18 protein-coding genes are annotated in these 17,651 nt (G+C 35.3%); 3 read left to right on the top strand and 15 right to left on the bottom strand.

The genetic code is table 11. The annotated features are described in order from the left end of the window. Positions 1-66 precede the first annotated feature (66 nt). Positions 67-1,368, top strand: a complete 1,302-nt coding sequence (locus CYO92_RS04520) for an MFS transporter (RefSeq protein ID WP_103588824.1) — start codon at positions 67-69, stop codon at positions 1,366-1,368. Continuing rightward, positions 1,365-2,501: an NAD(P)/FAD-dependent oxidoreductase gene (locus CYO92_RS04515; RefSeq protein ID WP_103588823.1), complete on the top strand. Its 1,137-nt coding sequence runs from the start codon at positions 1,365-1,367 to the stop codon at positions 2,499-2,501. The genes CYO92_RS04520 and CYO92_RS04515 overlap by 4 nt, the downstream gene beginning before the upstream one ends. Positions 2,502-2,748: 247 nt before the next feature. Here the strand turns inward: CYO92_RS04515 and CYO92_RS04510 are convergent, their stop codons facing one another. The 6 genes from CYO92_RS04510 to CYO92_RS04485 all read right to left on the bottom strand — a co-directional run bounded on the left by CYO92_RS04510 (position 2,749) and on the right by CYO92_RS04485 (position 10,790). After that, entirely contained in the window at positions 2,749-3,387 is a 639-nt protein-coding gene (locus CYO92_RS04510) for an HAD family hydrolase (protein ID WP_103588822.1), read from the bottom strand. Positions 3,388-3,461: 74 nt separating this feature from the next. Next, the gene (locus tag CYO92_RS04505) at positions 3,462-4,478 is read right to left on the bottom strand and encodes an OmpA family protein (protein WP_103588821.1); all 1,017 of its coding nucleotides are present in this window, start codon (positions 4,476-4,478) and stop codon (positions 3,462-3,464) included. Between the two features lie 153 nt (positions 4,479-4,631). Continuing rightward, positions 4,632-5,021 (bottom strand): 30S ribosomal protein S9, encoded by a 390-nt coding sequence (rpsI, locus tag CYO92_RS04500; RefSeq protein WP_021084780.1) that lies wholly within the window; start codon positions 5,019-5,021, stop codon positions 4,632-4,634. Between the two features lie 2 nt (positions 5,022-5,023). Next, positions 5,024-5,452 (bottom strand): 50S ribosomal protein L13, encoded by a 429-nt coding sequence (gene rplM / locus CYO92_RS04495; protein ID WP_002939292.1) that lies wholly within the window; start codon positions 5,450-5,452, stop codon positions 5,024-5,026. A gap of 80 nt (positions 5,453-5,532) precedes the next feature. Next, the gene (locus tag CYO92_RS04490) at positions 5,533-8,352 is read right to left on the bottom strand and encodes a RecB-like helicase (protein WP_103588820.1); all 2,820 of its coding nucleotides are present in this window, start codon (positions 8,350-8,352) and stop codon (positions 5,533-5,535) included. Beyond that, positions 8,349-10,790 carry a PD-(D/E)XK nuclease family protein gene (locus CYO92_RS04485; RefSeq protein ID WP_258030574.1) on the bottom strand — a complete coding sequence of 814 codons (2,442 nt, stop codon included), beginning with the start codon at positions 10,788-10,790 and terminating at the stop codon, positions 8,349-8,351. Before CYO92_RS04485 ends, CYO92_RS04490 begins: the two co-directional genes overlap by 4 nt. Positions 10,791-10,844: 54 nt before the next feature. Between CYO92_RS04485 and CYO92_RS04480 the strand changes: the two genes are divergently transcribed. After that, on the top strand, positions 10,845-11,432 hold the full coding sequence (locus tag CYO92_RS04480) for a flavin reductase (RefSeq protein ID WP_103588819.1): 588 nt from the start codon (positions 10,845-10,847) through the stop codon (positions 11,430-11,432). A gap of 123 nt (positions 11,433-11,555) precedes the next feature. Here the strand turns inward: CYO92_RS04480 and CYO92_RS04475 are convergent, their stop codons facing one another. From CYO92_RS04475 to CYO92_RS04435, 9 genes are all read right to left on the bottom strand, one after another. Beyond that, a complete protein-coding gene (locus CYO92_RS04475; RefSeq protein ID WP_103560498.1) occupies positions 11,556-12,026 on the bottom strand; it encodes a FixH family protein in 471 nt (156 codons plus the stop codon). Beyond that, complete coding sequence (locus CYO92_RS04470; RefSeq protein WP_103588818.1) at positions 12,019-12,588, bottom strand: hypothetical protein; 570 nt, start codon at positions 12,586-12,588, stop codon at positions 12,019-12,021. Before CYO92_RS04470 ends, CYO92_RS04475 begins: the two co-directional genes overlap by 8 nt. A 106-nt stretch (positions 12,589-12,694) precedes the next feature. After that, positions 12,695-12,907 carry a DUF4006 family protein gene (locus CYO92_RS04465; protein ID WP_021090794.1) on the bottom strand — a complete coding sequence of 71 codons (213 nt, stop codon included), beginning with the start codon at positions 12,905-12,907 and terminating at the stop codon, positions 12,695-12,697. Further along, positions 12,907-13,770, bottom strand: a complete 864-nt coding sequence (locus CYO92_RS04460; RefSeq protein ID WP_103588817.1) for a cbb3-type cytochrome c oxidase N-terminal domain-containing protein — start codon at positions 13,768-13,770, stop codon at positions 12,907-12,909. Before CYO92_RS04460 ends, CYO92_RS04465 begins: the two co-directional genes overlap by 1 nt. After that, complete coding sequence (locus tag CYO92_RS04455) at positions 13,758-13,967, bottom strand: cytochrome c oxidase, cbb3-type, CcoQ subunit (RefSeq protein ID WP_021090915.1); 210 nt, start codon at positions 13,965-13,967, stop codon at positions 13,758-13,760. The genes CYO92_RS04460 and CYO92_RS04455 overlap by 13 nt, the downstream gene beginning before the upstream one ends. Before the next feature lie 9 nt (positions 13,968-13,976). Then, positions 13,977-14,642, bottom strand: a complete 666-nt coding sequence (gene ccoO / locus CYO92_RS04450) for a cytochrome-c oxidase, cbb3-type subunit II (protein ID WP_103588816.1) — start codon at positions 14,640-14,642, stop codon at positions 13,977-13,979. After that, complete coding sequence (gene ccoN, locus CYO92_RS04445) at positions 14,642-16,129, bottom strand: cytochrome-c oxidase, cbb3-type subunit I (protein ID WP_084041628.1); 1,488 nt, start codon at positions 16,127-16,129, stop codon at positions 14,642-14,644. Before ccoN ends, ccoO begins: the two co-directional genes overlap by 1 nt. A gap of 92 nt (positions 16,130-16,221) precedes the next feature. Then, positions 16,222-16,905 (bottom strand): response regulator transcription factor, encoded by a 684-nt coding sequence (locus CYO92_RS04440; RefSeq protein WP_021090989.1) that lies wholly within the window; start codon positions 16,903-16,905, stop codon positions 16,222-16,224. Positions 16,906-16,985: 80 nt separating this feature from the next. Continuing rightward, the gene (locus tag CYO92_RS04435) at positions 16,986-17,651 is read right to left on the bottom strand and encodes a sulfite exporter TauE/SafE family protein (protein WP_223154181.1); all 666 of its coding nucleotides are present in this window, start codon (positions 17,649-17,651) and stop codon (positions 16,986-16,988) included.

Raw genomic sequence — 17,651 nt, 5'->3', positions numbered from 1 at the left:
AAAATTTTAAATTTAAATTAGCGTTAAAATGATAAACTTAGTCCTTTTAAAAATAAGGAAAATTTTATGTTAAAAAGCGTTTTACCACTATCTTTTATCATAGCAAGCAGATTTTTAGGTCTTTTTATAGTTTTGCCGGTACTTAGCCTTTATGCCTTGAATTTACGCGGAGCAAACGAGTTTTTAGTAGGGCTAATAGTAGGCGTCTATGCGATCTCACAGATGATATTTCAAGTGCCTTTTGGAGCGCTCTCGGATAGGATAGGACGCAAAAAAACATTAACGATCGGACTTTTGGTTTTTATCATCGGCTCAATAATTTGTGCACTTACAAGCGATATTTTTACCATGCTATTTGGTAGATTTTTACAAGGTGTAGGTGCTATCGGAGCAGTTGCAACTGCGATGATAAGTGACTATATAACAGAAGAAAAACGCTCAAAAGCTATGGCGATAATGGGCGCTTTTATAGGGCTTAGTTTCACGCTTTCTATGGTACTTGGGCCGCTTCTTGCCAAAGACTATGGGCTTTCAAGCCTCTTTTACTTAAGTGCCGCTCTTAGCCTGCTTTGCATTGTGCTTCTTTACACCGTTGTGCCAAAAGAGATAAAAGTGAGTGCTAAAAGTGAAAAAGTACCATTTGGTAAGCTGTTTTTACAAAAAGACTACATGATCATAAATTTCACCTCTTTTATGCAAAAGATGCTAGCAAGCATCGCATTTTTGGTGATCCCTATCGTTTTAGTAAAAGAGTACGGTTACGAAAGCAGCGAGCTTTACAAGGTCTATACACTTGGCGCAGTGCTTGGCTTTTTGGCTATGGGGCTAGCTGGTGCCCTTGGCGATGGCAAGGGACTTAGCAAGGTCATCTTGATAGCTGGTACGCTGCTTTTTGCTATAACCTACACTATTTTTGCCATTAGTTTTACGCTTTTTATTTTCGTTTTAGGAGTTGCTATATTTTTTATAGGATTTAACCTTCACGAGCCCATTATGCAATCAACTGCAACAAAATTTGTAAAATCCTCACAAAAAGGCTCAGCCCTTGGTGTATTTAATTCATTTGGCTATCTAGGAAGCTTTGTTGGAGGTGCATTTGGTGGGTATATCTTGCACGCCTTTGGCTTTAAAGTACTCGCCATCATCTGCGTGGTGCTTTGCGTGATCTGGCTTATTTTACTCTTTAGCCTAAGTGATCCAAGAATTTTTAAAAACATCTACCTAAGCCCTGAGGTAAGCTTAAATTTAGAGCTTCTAAACAGCCAAAAAGGCGTGGTTGATTATTACAAAAACGAAAAAAATCAAGTGATCAAATTTGACTCCCGCCTAACAAGCGAGGCGGCCTTAAAAGAGAGCTTGAAGTTTTGATCTATGACGTCATCATCGTTGGTGCTGGCGCTAGCGGACTCTTTTTAGGGGCAAATTTAAAGGGCAAAAAGGTTGCCATTTTAGAGAAAAACAGCAGCGCTGGCAAAAAGATCTTAGCAAGCGGTGGTGGCAGGTGCAACATCACAAACCGCTTTGTAAGCGCTAAAAACTACCTTGGCGAGCAAAAATTTATAGAGCAAATTTTAAAGGTACTGACTCCAGATCAAGTTTTAAAATTTTTTAGCGAGCTTAAATTTAGTGAGGAAAAGCAAAATCAGTTTTTCTGCGATAGCGGCGCAAAGAGCGTCTTGAGCGTACTTTTAAAAAGACAAAATGCAGATATTTTTTATAACAAAGAAGTTCTTGGCGCTAAAAAAATAGATGAAATTTTTGAAATTTTGACAAAAGATGAGAAATTTAGAGCTAGAAATTTAGTTATCGCAAGTGGCGGACTAAGTTATAAAGCCCTTGGTGCAAGCGACATTGGTTATAAAATAGCAAATGATTTTGGTATTGAGACATCAGCTCTTGCACCTGCACTTGTCGGATTTAGCGTACAAAAAGATGAGTTTTGGTTTAAAGAACTTAGTGGCGTCAGCCTAAACGCAGATGTAAAGATAAATAGCAAAAATGAAAGCTATAAATTTAGTGGGGACTTACTTTTTACCCATAGGGGCATAAGCGGACCAGCAATACTAAACGCCTCGCTATTTTGGCAAAAGGGACGAATTTGCATAAATTTTTTGTCCAAATTTAGTGAGAAAAATTTAATAAATGGCAAAAAGCAACTTAGTTCGGTTTTGCCCTTACCAAAGAGATTTGTGCTGGAGTTTTTAAAAAATTTTGGCTTAAAAGACAGAGCCTTTTATGAATTTAATGACAATGAGAGACAAATCATAAAAAGGCTTTTTGCTTATGAATTTGCCCCAGCCGGGACATTTGGCTTTGAAAGAGCGGAAGTTACAAAAGGTGGCGTAAAGAGTGAATTTTTAGATGAAAATTTACAAGCTTCTAACGTTAAGGGATTTTATTTTGTTGGTGAAGTCTTGGACATCACTGGCATGCTTGGCGGATATAACTTACATTTTGCATTTGCAAGCGCTCTAAAGGTGGTTAGGGTCTTAAATCTATGATCTCTTAGAAGTTAGCTAGTTTTAGATAAATTTTCATATTTTAAATAAGATAGATTTACTATGAAAGTAGGCTTTTAAGAAAATCAATTTAAGTAATTTAGATGTTAAAAATTCATAATAAATATTTTTAAAAAGATTTTGCGCCAAACAAAGGTAATAAATTTTTGGAGTAAATTTTATAACCAAGCAAGCTAAACGTTAGGTTAAATTTACTTTAAAGGATAAGCAGTTTGGGGATATTAAATTATCAAACCTCTTTTATAAAGCTAACGGCTTCAAATGGATTTGAAAAAATATGTTTACTAAATTTCTCTAAATCACTCTTTTGACCATATCCACAAGTTAGACCCACGCCTGTAATAAAAGCAGCTTGTGCAGCCATTAGATCCATAATGGTGTCACCTACCATAAATGCATTATTTTTATCTTTATTAAGTCTAGTTAAAGCCAAATTTATAGGCTCTGGATTTGGTTTTGGATTAGCAACATCGTCTCTTCCAATAACAGTTTTTATATATTTCATAACTCCTAAATGCTCAAGCAGGATAATAGAAAATTTTGAAGTTTTCGTAGTAACTATACCCACATCAGCAAAGCTACTTGCCTCCTTCAATGCTTCATTTGCATAATCTAAGAGTACCGTCTCATCAAGATAAATTTTTTCGTAGCAAGCTTTATATTCTTTTATATAGCTATCAATTAAATTTTTGCTTGCACCAAGTCTTTCAAACATTATTTCAAGCGGATGACCAACCAAAGACTTTAATGCATTATGGTCTGGCTCTTTTTTACCATGAGATAAGAAAGCTCTATCAAATCCTTTTAAAATAGCAGAAGTCGAATCAATAAGCGTACCGTCCAAATCAAAAAGTATGGTTTTTTTCATCATTTTCTCCGTAGAAATAAAAAAGGGCCTAGCCGAAGCTAAGCCCCTAAAAGAAGTAACTTTGAATAATAAGATTATTTATTGAAAGTAGCTTCAACGCGTCTATTTTGCGCGCGGCCTTCTTTAGTTTTGTTTGTAGCAATTGGTTTAAGCTCACCGTAGCCAACTGTTGAAATTTTATCCTCGCTTACACCATAGCCAGCAAGAACATCAGCTACTGCTTTTGCTCTTTTTTCAGATAGTTTTTGGTTATAAGCTTCTGCGCCTACGCTATCAGTGTGACCAGCAAGTACAACTTTATAATCTGGGTGTTCGCCCATAAAGTCAGCTACTTTTTTGATCTCAGCTGCGTATTTTGGTCCAACTTTGTAGCTATCAAATGCAAAGTTAACATCTAGATCTCTAAGAACGATAACTTTCTCGCATCCTCTTTCATCAACAACCACGCCAGCTGGAGTGTTAGGGCATTGATCTATATCATTTGGCACGCCATCATTATCATCATCAAGAACTGGAGTTGCTGCTGGAGTTGCTGCTGCAACTGGAGTTGCTGCCACAACTGGAGCTGCTTTTGAGTCAAGACCGATACCAAAGCCTAGTGAATAGAATAGGTTATGATCAGCATGTTCAAATTTGATAGCGTCTCTTGCTTCTGCTTTAAGAGCGAATCTATCAGTTACTTGATATCTTAAACCAAAACCATATTGGCCAAAACCGCCATCTTCATTTTTAACAAAAATAGCTGGAACATCTTCATAACCAGCACCAACTAAGCCATATAGACTAACTGGTCCAAAATCAACGATATTTTTTACAAGGTTAGCGTGGTATCTAAGAGCTCTACCCTCTCTTACAACGTCACCTGTTCTCTCTTTAATTCTTTGAGAGTAATCAACACCAAGTTCAACTTGATCAAAGAAGAAATCTTCAAGGTTTCTAGCCGCTCTAATACCAACAAAATTGTGGTCTTTTACACGTAGATTTCCTTCTGGATGAACACCACCGATAGTTGGAGTGATCTCATAGTTGTATGCTGCGTTAGACGCAAAAACCGCTGTTGCGGCAACCATAGCTAAAGCAATCTTTTTCATATTTAGAATTCCTTTCTTAGGATTTATTTTAAAGTGGTTACATTTTAACTTAATAAAATTTAACCGACTCTAAATCATAATTTAATTAACAATGTAAATTTGAAATTTACACAACTTAAATTTTGCAAATGCAAAAGCACTTGCAAAAATTCATTAACGTTTAGAGAATTGTGGGCTTCTTCTAGCCTTTCTTCTACCAAATTTCTTACGTTCAACAACACGAGAGTCTCTAGTTAATAAGCCTTTTGGTTTAAGTGCTGCTCTAAAATCAGCATCCATGTCAGCTAAAGCACGTGAAATGCCGTGTCTTAAAGCCTCAGCTTGTGCTGAATAACCACCACCTAAAGTTGTAGCTACTACATCTATTAAACTCTCTTGTTTTGTTACTAAAAGTGGCTGAATTACTTTAAGCTTTATAGCTTCATGTCCGCCAAGCCAAGTATTAAGGTCCATACCATTTACTACGATTTTACCGCTTCCAGCTTTTATCCAAACCTTTGCTACGGCAGTTTTTCTTTTACCAGTTGCATAAACTTTTGCCATAATTATTTTCCTTCTTTTTTAGCTATTTGTGCCGTATGAGGATGCTCACTGCCAGCATAAACTTTTAGTTTTTTTATCATCTCTCTTCCAAGTTTAGTTTTTGGAAGCATTCCACGAACAGCTAATTTAAATAGTTTTTCTGGCTTATTTGCTATTAAATCGCCAAATTTTTCACTTTTTACGCTACCAAAGTATCCTGAGTGTCTGTGATAAAGTTTATCTTCAGCTTTGTTATTACCAGTAAATTCTACTTTTGAAGCATTTATGATGATAACATAGTCGCCACAATCTACGTTTGGCGTGAAGCATGGTTTGTTTTTGCCACGAAGTATAGTTGCTACCTCAGTTAGCAATCTACCAAAGCGCTTACCAGCTGCATCAACAACGATCCAGTCTCGTTTAACTTCGTTTGGCTTTGTTATTTTTGTCATTTTCTTACCTTTGCCAAGTTAATTTTTGAGTTGTGATTGTATTTAAACAATGCTTTTATAAAGCTTAAATTAAGTAGCATTTAAACTTCAATATATGAAATTTTTCCATCAAGAGCGTAGAAGATGACGGCGATTATACTATGCTTTGGATAAAATTTACCTAATGCCTCTTTGTATTCTCCAACTTGTTTTTTATTTTCCTCAATATTTTTATCTGTCGTTTTATAGTCAATCACACAAATTTCGCTCTCTCCAATACAAAATAAGTCCATCTGCTTTAGTTCATTTTTTACTTTAAATGGCTGCTCTTTGTAAATTTCTTTATCTTTTATGCACTCTAGAAATTTTGGCTCATTTATTAGCATTTTTGCCCGTTTAAAAGCATCTTCAAGTCTATCAGGTGAGAGAAATTTATAAAATTTATTTAGCATTAAACTCTTAGCTTTTAAAAGCGATTTTTCATCAAATTTCTCACTCATCTCGAGTAAATAGTGAAACGCTAAGCCAAAGTAGATTGCCTCTAAATTTTTACCGCTCGTTTTTTGCTCTCTTGCCTCTACCTCTTGCCTTTCTATCTTTAAAATTTCAGGCATTTTTTCATCTTTTTTTGCCTCTTTTTGCTCACTCTTGCTAGGCAAAATTTTGCCAAAACTAAACTCTTTTAGATCAAGATAGTCGTTTACTTCGCTTTTATCACTTCTAGTATAAAAAGAAAAAAAGCTAGGACTATTTCCACTTGGAGCAGCTTGTTTAATGATAATAAGCGACTTTGTGGCTCTAGTGAAAGCAACGTAAATTTTATTGATATTTTCTTGCTTCTCAAGCTCTTTCATCTGCTCTAAAACTATTGCGTAGTCGCTATCAAAATTTTCTCTACCTGAAATTTTACTCTTTACGATCCACTCGCCCTTTTCGCTGTATTCGGTTATGAAATTTGAGTCATCGCCCCTGCCCTTGCCCATCATATCGCAAACTATGACGTGAGCAAACTCAAGCCCTTTTGATTTATGAACAGTCATTATCTTTACTCCGTCAGCATTTTTAGGACTGATTTTAGAGCTGAAATTTTCAAGGTTAAAGATAAAATCACTTAAATTTTTATAGCAATTACTTAGCTCAAAAAGCCTTAGAATATCAACATCAGCCATATTTATATATAAATTTTTAGCTAGATAAAATAGGCTTTTTGTCGCACTATCTTCAGCTTTTATTTTTAATTTTTTAGGATTTGTATTTATGAGTGCTTTTACATTTTTTTCATAAATTTCTTCACCAAAAAGACAAAATTTTGCATACTCGATGATCGCTGCAACAAACGGCGTTCGCTTTAGCTCCAAGGTGCCTTCATTTATGCTTTTTATCTCCTCACTGCTAAGCACCTCTGAGATAAGTCTGATGTCGCTATTTTTCCAGCAAAGCACAGTTATCTCACTTGCGTTTACGCCAGCTGCAAGTAGCTCTTTTACTTGTGAAACTGCTGCACCCGCGATATCTTCATCGCTTAGCACGCGCAAGTAGCCGTAATCATCTTCCTCGGCTTCAAAATAAGGACACTCGCCACTTACTTTGTAGTTTAGCTCCTTATCTTTTTTAGCTGGCTCTTGTGGCTCAAAGCTAAGCCCATATCTATGATAAATTTCTTCAAAAATAGCGTTATTAAATTTCACTAAAGCCTTTAAACTGCGGTAGTTGCTTGGTAAATTTTCTATATCTATCTGACTAAAATCATCTCCAAGCTTATCGAAAAGCTCTTTTTTACCGCCCCTAAATTTATAGATACTCTGCTTCGTATCTCCAACATAAAAGAAGCTTCCAAGTCCGTTTTGTCCGTATCCTGAAACGATTTCATTGATAATTGGCAAGATGATCTCATATTGGATCACGTTTGTATCTTGAAACTCATCTATCAAAAGGTGATTTATGCGGCCATCAAGCCTGAAGTAAAGCACATCTTTATCAAAATTTTCAACCAAAAGCTTAAAGACCAGCTTATTTATATCAGCAAAACTTAAAGCGTTTATCTCTTTATTTAGCTCTAAATTTGAGTATTTATAAATGTTTAAGAGCTTGCTAAAGCCGCTAAGTCTGTATCTTTCAACCTCCAAAATATACTCTTTTGCCGCCTCTTTTAGCTCGTTAAAGAGCCTATCAAGCTCACTTGTATAAATTTTGCTAAAAGTGCGGTAATTTAGGCTCTCTCTTTCAAAGACCTTGTTTTTAAAAAGCTCAAATAAATTTTGCTCTTTAAATGTCTTTTTGGCCGTATCGCTAGCACCATTTTGCAAGGCTATATGCTCATTTATCTCCTTTTGTGCTGCTCTTACCTTGCTATCATCTGGATAGCTTGCACCACTATCTTTTAGCTCACCACCAAAACTCTCATAAAATTTAGCCAAAGTCTGTGAGAAACTCGCCTCTTTTTGGCTTGAAATGATCATCATGAGTGCAAGCTCGCTAAGAAGCTTTTGATCTTTGCTTGCCTCTTTTACAAATTTTTTCCACGCCAGATCTTGCAGACTATCTCGCACGCTGTAATCAGGACTAAGTCCTAAATTTTGACTAAATTTCTTTAGGATTCCAGAGAAAAATGCATCAAATGTATAAATTTTTAACTCACTTTGCAAAAACCTATCAAGCTTCTCATCGCGTCTTTTTATGACCTCATCTTGGCTCAAACTAAGCTCTTTGCAAAGCTTATCAAGCTCGTCCTTTTTGTTTTGCAAGTCCAAAAAAGTTGCGATTATGCGCTCTTTCATCTCATTGGCCGCTTTTTTGGTAAAGGTTAGAGCGATGATCTCATTTATATTTTCGCCTCTAAGCACCAAAGCGATATAACGAACGCTTAAAGCGAATGTTTTCCCACTTCCAGCGCTTGCTTTTAGGGCTAAAAAATCTTTCATAACTCTCTCCTACAAAGTATGGCATACTCGCAAAATTTACAAGCTCCACTCTTTCTTTCAAAATTTATCTTAGTGTTATTTATACTCTTTAGATTTTCTATCTCAGCCTTTAGATCATCCACGCTTTTTTTTGAGCTGATAAGCACTGGTTCATTCTTTAGAGCAAAGTAAGCACTTTTTACCTCGCTGCCATAAAGTGCTTCATAAAATGCAAGCTGAAGTGAGTTCGCATTTGCCTCACCAGTTTTATAATCAAGTATAAAAGGCTCACCATCAGGGCTAGCATCGATCCTATCGATAATGCCTTTTATCTTTACATCACAAAAACTGCTCTCTATGTCTTTTTCACACTCAAGCACTCTAAAGCCAGCACTTAAACGTTCATTTTCAAACTCTGCGTATTCTTTAAATTTCTGCGACCAAATCTCAAGCTCAAGCGAAGAAAAATCTTGCTTTGCAAGTATTTCTTTAAAAATAGCCAAATCAAAGGTATTTTTTTGTCTATAAAAATCACTCGTGTAGTATTCATAAAGCGCCTTATGCACGCTATTTCCTTGCTTAGATCCTGGCTCAGTTGCTATTGCTTTTGCTCCTTTTATACCAGCTATCTTTGCGTAATAATACTTTCTTGGGCAGGTTAGAAATAAATTTAGTGTAGAAAATGATAGCGGTTTAGTGAAAAAATCATGCTCCAAAATAATCTCATCATCGCTTAAATTTAGGCTTGTACTTCCTTTTAAAAATAATTTTAAATACGCCTCGTCACTAAATTTCTCGTCTTTTATTGTTTTGAAATTTTTTAAAAATCTTGAAGGAATACTCTCTTCGTTTAAAACACAGCTTATGGCGACCTTTTTGGCATTGTTTATAAGACTTTCATAGTAAAATCTCTGCAAATTTTCACGCTCAAGGTAGCTTATAAGCCCTGCTTTTTGCCTCACTTTTGAGTTTAAAAACATCTCATTTGTGCTTCTTGCTGGGATGAAATTATCATTAAAATCAACTATGATCACACCATCAAATTTCATCCCGCGGCTCTCTAGCATGCCCATGACGCTGATCTTTCCGCCACCCACGTCATCGATGCTAAGGCGTGATATATTTAGCAAGAAAATTTCACTTAACTGCTTTAGGCTAAAGCTAAAATACCTGCATAAATTCTCCATCCTAAAAAGCTCAAGTGCGAGCTTCTCTTCGCATCTTGGCTCATTTTCAAGCACCAAAAGCTCATATATTAGCTCTTTAAATTTGCTAAATTCACACGGCTCAAAGTAGCTAGCCCTAAATTTCTTAAAAAGCTGCTCGCTCACGCCAAATTCGCTTAAAATAAATCCAAGCTCCTCGTAGCTCTCACACTTACTTTGATCAAAAACTGGGCTTGCCTCTTCATTGATCGCTCTTGTGATGTAGTAAAGCGCTTCATAAAATTTTGTATTTTTAAAGCTCTCACCCATAGCGTAGTTAAAAATTTTATCTCTATCATGTAGTCTTAAAATTTCGCTAAAACTCTCATCTGGTAATATAACAGCTATGTTTTCGGGTTTTATGCCCTCACGCACAAACTCGCTCGCCTTTGCCATAGCGTAGGCACATTGCAAGCTTCTAGTGGCAAATCGCTTTTCTAAGACTGGCTCAAATTTTTTGATATTTTCTAAGCAAATTAGATCATTTGCCTTTAAATTTAGCTCATATTTTTTGTAATTTTCAATCTCACTAATAGCTGAAATTTGCTTTATTTTATTGATTAGCTTTGTGTTGAAAACACTGGTTTGAAAGATAATTTTTAGCGTAGTTAGCTTTGAGATTTTCTCTAAAATTTCCCACTCGAACTCACTTAAAATTCCATCTATGTGCAGTGAAATTTCACTAAAGCTTTTGATGTAAGCTTCATTTATGTTATAAATTTTTGGCAAGGTTATATCATCGTAGAGATTTTCTTGACCAAGCAAGCTCTCATACTCTTTTAAAACCGCTTCAAGTATGTTTAAATGCTCCTCAAAATTAGCGTAAATATCGTTAAATTTGATCTCAGAGATACTCTTTTTACTAATAGCTAGCTCTTTAAAAAATGAAAAAAGATAGTCATTATTTTTCAAAAACTCAAAAAACTCAGTTGGAATTTTAAGAACCGAGTTTGCCTTTTTGACGCTGACACAGGCTCTATTCATAAGCACTAAAGCATAGGTGCTATCAATCTCAAACCTACCATCTACATAAACTACCTTTTTATAAAACTCAGCGATACTTAGGCTTTTTGGGATTAGCTCATCATTAAAACTTGCATTAAATTCACGAATCTTACGCGAGTTCGTAAAGACAAAAAGTTGGTTTAGGTTATGCATTTTTCTCTCTTGAATTTTTAAGCAATGATAGCTAAATGCTGATAAAAGAGCGCTTTTTACGCTTAGCCAAAGCTTTAAATTTTTATCTAAATACATTAAAATTTTAAGCCTTAAAGAGCCAAAAGCTACAATCACAAAAAAGGAGCAAAAATGCATAAAGAGTTAAACAGACAAGGTTTTTACTACGGCTTTCCGGTTTTGATGGCTACCACAAAAGATAAAAATGCAAACGATGATATCACGGTGCTTTCATCTTCTTGGACGTTAGGAAATACGGTGGTGCTTGGCATAGGCATTGAAAATCAAGGCTTTAAAAATATCAAAAATGGTTCAGATATCACGCTAAATTTATGTGATGAGAGTCTGCTAGAAGCTGTGCAAAAAATGGAAAAACTAACTGGTGATAGTAAAGTACCAGAAGAAAAAAAGAATCTTGGCTACACCTACGAGCACGACAAATTTAAGGCAGCAAATCTCAGCAAAGAGCCTGGCATAAATGCAAAAACTGCCAGGATAAAAGAGTGTAAGATACAGATAGAAACGGTTGTAGAAAAGATAGAGTTAAAAGAGTGGTTTAGCATCGTTACTTGTAAGATTACAGGCATTTTTGTAGATGAAAATTTACTAAAAGATGAAAAGATAGATACGCAAAAATGGCATCCACTAATCTATAAATTTAAAGAATATGTCGGCACTTGCGAGCGTTTGGGATTAAATTTTGGATTTAAAGAGATTTGATTTATAGTTTTATTTGATAAAAACTTAGTATTTTGGTTTTAAATTTAGCCAAAAAGATTAGTTTATTAAAATTTAAATCTAGCTTTGAAATCTTTCCCAGATACCAAAGCTACGATTTTAAGATCATTTTGTGACATTAAGATCAAATTTATAATACCTTGTATCATTAGTGTCACTTAGCCTTAAAAGTAGCTGCCACCTGCCTTCTTGTAGACTTGTTTCTTCGCTTACTAGATCATTTTCTTGCCATGAAGCTCTTAAAATTTTATTTTCTTTATTTGTCTGTGGGCGAGTGAGTAAAATTTCATATTTTAAAGCTGAAATTTCTCCTTTTTTAGGAGTTAGATGAAATTTAAACTTAGCATTTAGGGCATTAAAATTTGGCTCAAATTTTAGATCAAATTTCTCATCAAAGCGTTTTTCACTCTCTTTGATAAAGGTTATGTTTTCATCGACATTTTGGTAGCTTTGCATATAAGAGCTATCCATTTCGACTGGATGTTTCAGTGCTATGATGATCGTTACTGCACAAGCGATAATTATAGCAATGAAGCTAAGCACGATAGCATAAGGCCAAAAGGTTTTTTTATCCATTTTTTACCTTTTTATAAAAGATAACAATTATAAAAAATGCAACTAGACCATAGATGAAAAATCTTAAAAAATTTAATGTAGTTTTATTTGAATTTCCAACACTACTTTCAAGCTGTAAATTTAAGCTAGATGCGATTTGCTCGGCAATATCAGCGTAGCCATTTAATATAGCAGCATTATAGACATCTTTGCCATTTTTAGAAACTAAAATAGGAATTATCGTTCCTGATTCTGGATTTACACTTAAAATTTGTTCTTTATTAAAAAGCTTTGAAGTATTAGCATCGGCAAAAATTTCTACTTTCTTTTTATCCTTTATAAGCAGTAAAAAAGCATAAGGCAAGCTAAGGTTTTGCTCTTTAAAAAGAGCTTCTAGCTCACCATCTTTATATACGCCAACCACTAAATTTATACCGCTTTTTGCGTAAAGCTCACTGCCGATCTCATTTAGCTTTACACTTACTTTTTGGCTTAGGATTTCATCATTATTTATCACAAAATTTGCTCCCAAAGCCAAACTTTGTGAGAGCAAAAATATAAAAATGAGTATAAATTTTCTCACACCTAGCCTACAAAAAGGTGGTTTGATGTAAGCACTGACCACGCACAAATAGCCCCTGCAACAACTATCAGCAAGATTATGGCTTTTTCTATTATGCCTAGCATCACTACTCCTTTATAATGACGTGTTTAGCGTTATCAACGCTCTTCATCTCAATGCTACTTGCATCTTTTAATGAGTAAGGTTTGGTTGCTACATCTTTTTGCAAGCCAATACCAATATAAGTAAGTACGCCAAGGATAGATAGCAAAAGCAAAACTGCCACCAAATAACCGCTAATACCGTTTAAAGCAAAGATATTTCTATTTTTATTTTCCATTATTCGCCCTTTGATAGCGATATGACATATTCGCCAACTGCTTTTTGTTGTATCTCGTTTAATCTGCCATCATTAAATTTAGGCATAACACCGATGTTGCCGTTTTTACCACGATTTAGTACATCTACGATGAACTCACTTGAACCATATTTACTAAGATCAGCCGACATACCATCCATGCCTTTGCCATCATCTCCGTGACAAGCTGCACAAGCTGCGTAAAGCTCTTTTCCCATAGCTACTAAATTTTCATTTTTTGTACTTTTTATAGCACTTATCTCTTTTGCTACATAAGCTGCGATAGCCTTTGCTCCATCAGCATCGGCTAGCCCTGCTGGCATCTCGCCCATAGGATAATCAAGCCCTTTTGAACCATTTAGTATCGTATAAATTATTCCTTGTTCGCTACCCCAAATTTGTAAATTTGCAGCTTTGCCACCAATGCCATCGCCTGTGATACCATGACATGCTGAGCATTGCACTAAAAATACGCTCTCTCCCATAGCATGAAGCGTTTCTTTGCTTGGCTTTGCATACTCTTTTTCAAATTTAGCGTTTGCCTCTTTTACCTCTTTATTATATTCACCGATTTGTGAGTAAGAATTTAGTGGATAACCAAGTAAATAATACCAAATCGCCCAAACAAGCGTTAGTAAAAAAACTACCGCCCAACCAAATGGAACTGGATTTTTATACTCGCCTATTCCGTCCCAGTTATGCTCGCTAAGCTCTACGCTTTCATCTTTTTTAACTTTCATTTGACCAACATACTTGCCAGCTACAACGACAGTTAGTACGATAATTAAGATGGCACCTATTAACGCAAGTAAATTTATATTATCTTCTAAATTTAGCCATTGCATACGCTCTCCTTTGTAGCCTTTTGCTCTAAAATTTTACTACCGATCTCATCATCTAGGGCTAATCTTGAATACTTCTCATAATTTCTTCTACCTTGCTTTTCGCTTTTGTAAAGATGAAAAAAATAAGCGTACAAAGTGATAGCTAAGAATGCTGTCAAAATAAAATAGCCATAAGCTTGAAGTTCTCTAATGTCCATTACTAACTCCTATTTTAGGCTATTTAGATAGGCGATAAGTGCCACGATCTGGCGAATTTCACCCTTTGCAAAGGCACTTTTTACTTGCTCATCTTTCATACTTTCAACGATACTTGCAGCCTGCTCTTTCACGTTGGTATTTGCTTGCTCAAAGGTACCAAGAGCTGGCATATCTTTCTCATCATAAGGCGTATTAAAGACCTTTTTAACAGTTAGTGCTTCAGCGTAAGCAGTCTCTATATCAGCATTTTTCTTAAATAAAAATGGATATGCTGGCATGATCGAGCCTGGCACAACTGAGGCTGGGTTTAACATATGATTTTCATGCCAATCTGTCGTTCTATAATTACCCACACGCATAAGATCTGGGCCAGTTCTTTTTGAACCCCAAAGATGAGGGCGATCATAAGCAAATTCGCCACTTAACGAGTACATGCCGTATCTATCAGTCTCTGCTTTAAACGGACGTATCATCTGTGAGTGGCAGGTGTTGCAACCATTTTGTATATATATATTTTTTCCAGCAAGCTCTAAAACTGTATAAGGTTTTGTACCCTCAAGTGGTCTAGCTCTATTTGCAAAGTCAGGTAAAATTTCTACCACACCAGCATAAGCTATGACGATAAAGACGCAAACTGCAAAAAAGAATGGATTTTTTTCTAACCAAGCAAACATCACATCACCTCCGCATTGGCTTTAGCACTACCCATAGGCGTTGCACTTTTTGGCTCTGCCAAAATAGCTTTAGCAGAAGTTGATTTATAAATATTGTAAGCAAACATCAAAAAGCCAATCAAATACAAAAGTCCGCCAATAGCTCTAATGTAATAATAAGGTATAAGTACTACAACAGTATCAATAAATGAGTAGAGTAAATTTCCATAGCTATCAGTTGCTCTCCACATCATACCTTGTGTGATACCGGCGATCCACATCGAAGCAAAGTATAAAACGATACCTGTTGTTTGTATCCAAAATTGAGCTTCCATTAAGGATTTTGAATAAATTTCGCGCTTAAAGACACGTGGCGTCATATGATAAAGTGCTGCCATAGTCATAAAACCAACCCAGCCAAGTGCGCCATCATGTACGTGTCCTGGCACCCAGTCAGTATAGTGAGCCAGTGCATTTACAGATTTGATGGCTAAGATAGGGCCTTCAAGAGTTGAAAACATATAAAAAGTTGAAGCTAGAATCATAAATTTAATAAGCGGGCTCTCGCGAAGTTGTGTCCATTCGCCTTTCATTGTAAGAAGCATATTAATAGCTGAACCCCAAGAAGGTAAAATCAAAACAATAGAAAAAACCGAACCCATAGTCTGCATCCAATCAGGCACAGCAGTATATATTAGGTGGTGACCGCCAGCCCAAAGATAGATAAACATAAGGCCCCAGAATGAAAATAACGAAAGCTTATAAGAAAATATTGGCTGTCCGCTCTCTTTTGGTAAGAAATAATAAATTTGGGCGATGATTGCTACTGTAAACACAAACGCAACTGCGTTGTGACCGTACCACCACTGAACCAAAGCATCATTTGAGCCAGCATACATCGAAACTGAGTGTAGCCATGAGCCATATCCACTAACTAGTCTTGTTGGAATTTCCATGTTATTAAATAGATAAAGCATAGCAACGCCAAGAAATGTAGCAATGTAATACCAAACTGAGATGTAAAGCGTCTTCTCACGGCGAATACCAATAAGTCCAAATATACTAACACCCCAAAGCACCCAGACTACTACTACAGCAATATCTAGTGGCCACTCAAGCTCGGCATACTCCTTAGACGTACTCTCGCCCATAAAAAGTGTCACAACAGCTAGAATCATAACAAGTATATAAAGCCAAAAATGAAGCTTACCAATGAACATCAAAAATGGAGATTCACTCATTGATACTTTTAGGACACGCTGTCCTATGTAATACCAAGTGGCAAATATACCAGAGAGCATAAAACCAAAAATGATACCGTTAGTATGAAGAGGACGCAATCTACCAAATGCCGAATACTCACCAGCTATATAGTTTAGATCAGGACAGGCAAGCTGAAAAGCTACCAAAACACCAATAGCCATACCAACAATACCAAAAAATATCGTGGAGAACATAAAGAGTTTTGCCACACTATAATCATAATGTAGCAACTGGGATGGTCGCATAAATTTTCCTCCTAGTTAAATTTATATTAATTTTCGGTTATTTTAGAGTAGAAAAACTATAAAAAGACTTAATTAATATAAATTCTCTTTTACTAGGAGAGTCTTCTATCTATTTTGTAACCAAGTCCAGGAACATTTTTTATAAAATTACTACCGACTTTATCTCTGACACGCTTAACGAAGGTCCTAATAGCAGCCTCTGTCACGCTCTCGCCAACCCAAACAACATTTTTTATTTCATCGTGAAGCACAAGCGTACCAAGTCTTTTTATGAGTAAAGATATAAATGCAAGCTCTTTTTTTGTAAGAGAAATTTCAACACCATCTCTGATAAGCACACGTTTTATTTTATTAAAACTATATCCATTTGTAACCTGAATAATATTTGCTGTTTCTATCTTATTTTTAGCAACATTTTCTAATGTAACCAAAAAATCATCAAGATCAATCGGCTTTAAAACGTATTTATCAATACCAACATCTATCGCTTTTAGAAGTGTTTCTTTTTCACTATTTGTGCTAAAAACTATAATAGGTGTATCTTTTGAAATTTCTTTAATACTTTTAGCCATATCAAGGCCATTCATTATAGGCATAAAAACGTCTGTTATAACCATATTTGGATTATATTTTTTAAATTTCTTAAGTCCTTCATCGCCATTTTGAGCAGTGATAACTTTTTCGAATTTATCTCGCATAACTTCTTGTACTATTTTTTTACCATCTCCCTCATTTTCAACGATAAGAACAGTTAGATTATTAAGAATCTTGCTCATTTATTCTTCCTTTTTGGTTATATTTATCAAACTTCATAAATTTTGACGCAATTAACAATTATTTCTCTTATTTTTCTATCTTAAGCATTTGCTCTATATCCTAAAAATGATAGATAAATTCCATTTATTATCATTATGCTAGCTGAAATCTTAAACATTATGTCTTTAAATTTTTCATTTAAAATTCCAAATACAAAGCTAGCTAAAAGCATAGCTGGCAATGTGCAAAGACCAAATACAAGCATTGTAAAAGCCGAATCAATAAAATTTGCACTTAAAATCCCAAGTGCCAAAAAATAATAAACCACACCACAAGGTAAAAAGCCATTTAAAAAACCAAGTAATAAAAAATTTGTTAAATTTTTCTTTTGAATCCTCGTTTTTGCAATTCTTACTACAAAATTAAGTGCCTTTTGATTCTCTACAAATTTTAAAAGCTCGCCCCTAAAAAGCAAGGCAATGCCGATAAACGCGATCATTAAGCCAATTATGAAAAATATCAAACCTCTTACTTGCATGCTAAAGCTAATAACAGCTCCAAAGGCACCAAACAAAGCTCCTAAAACTACATAAGCAAAAATTCTAGCTAGACTATAAAGCGTACTTAGCATTAAAATTTCTCTCTTGCTTTTGCCTTTAAAAAATAGAGTCTGTAAGCTCAAAAATCCGCTGCACATACCTACACAATGACTAAAGCTACTTAAAAATGCAACTGAGATAATCATGTAAAGGTTTATATTTTGCAT

The sequence above is a fragment of the Campylobacter concisus genome, from assembly GCF_002913715.1.
In the GTDB taxonomy this organism is placed as follows: Bacteria; Campylobacterota; Campylobacteria; order Campylobacterales; family Campylobacteraceae; genus Campylobacter_A; species Campylobacter_A concisus_AG.
Note: the sequence above shows the minus strand (reverse complement) of the source record. Positions and strands in the feature narration are given on the sequence as shown.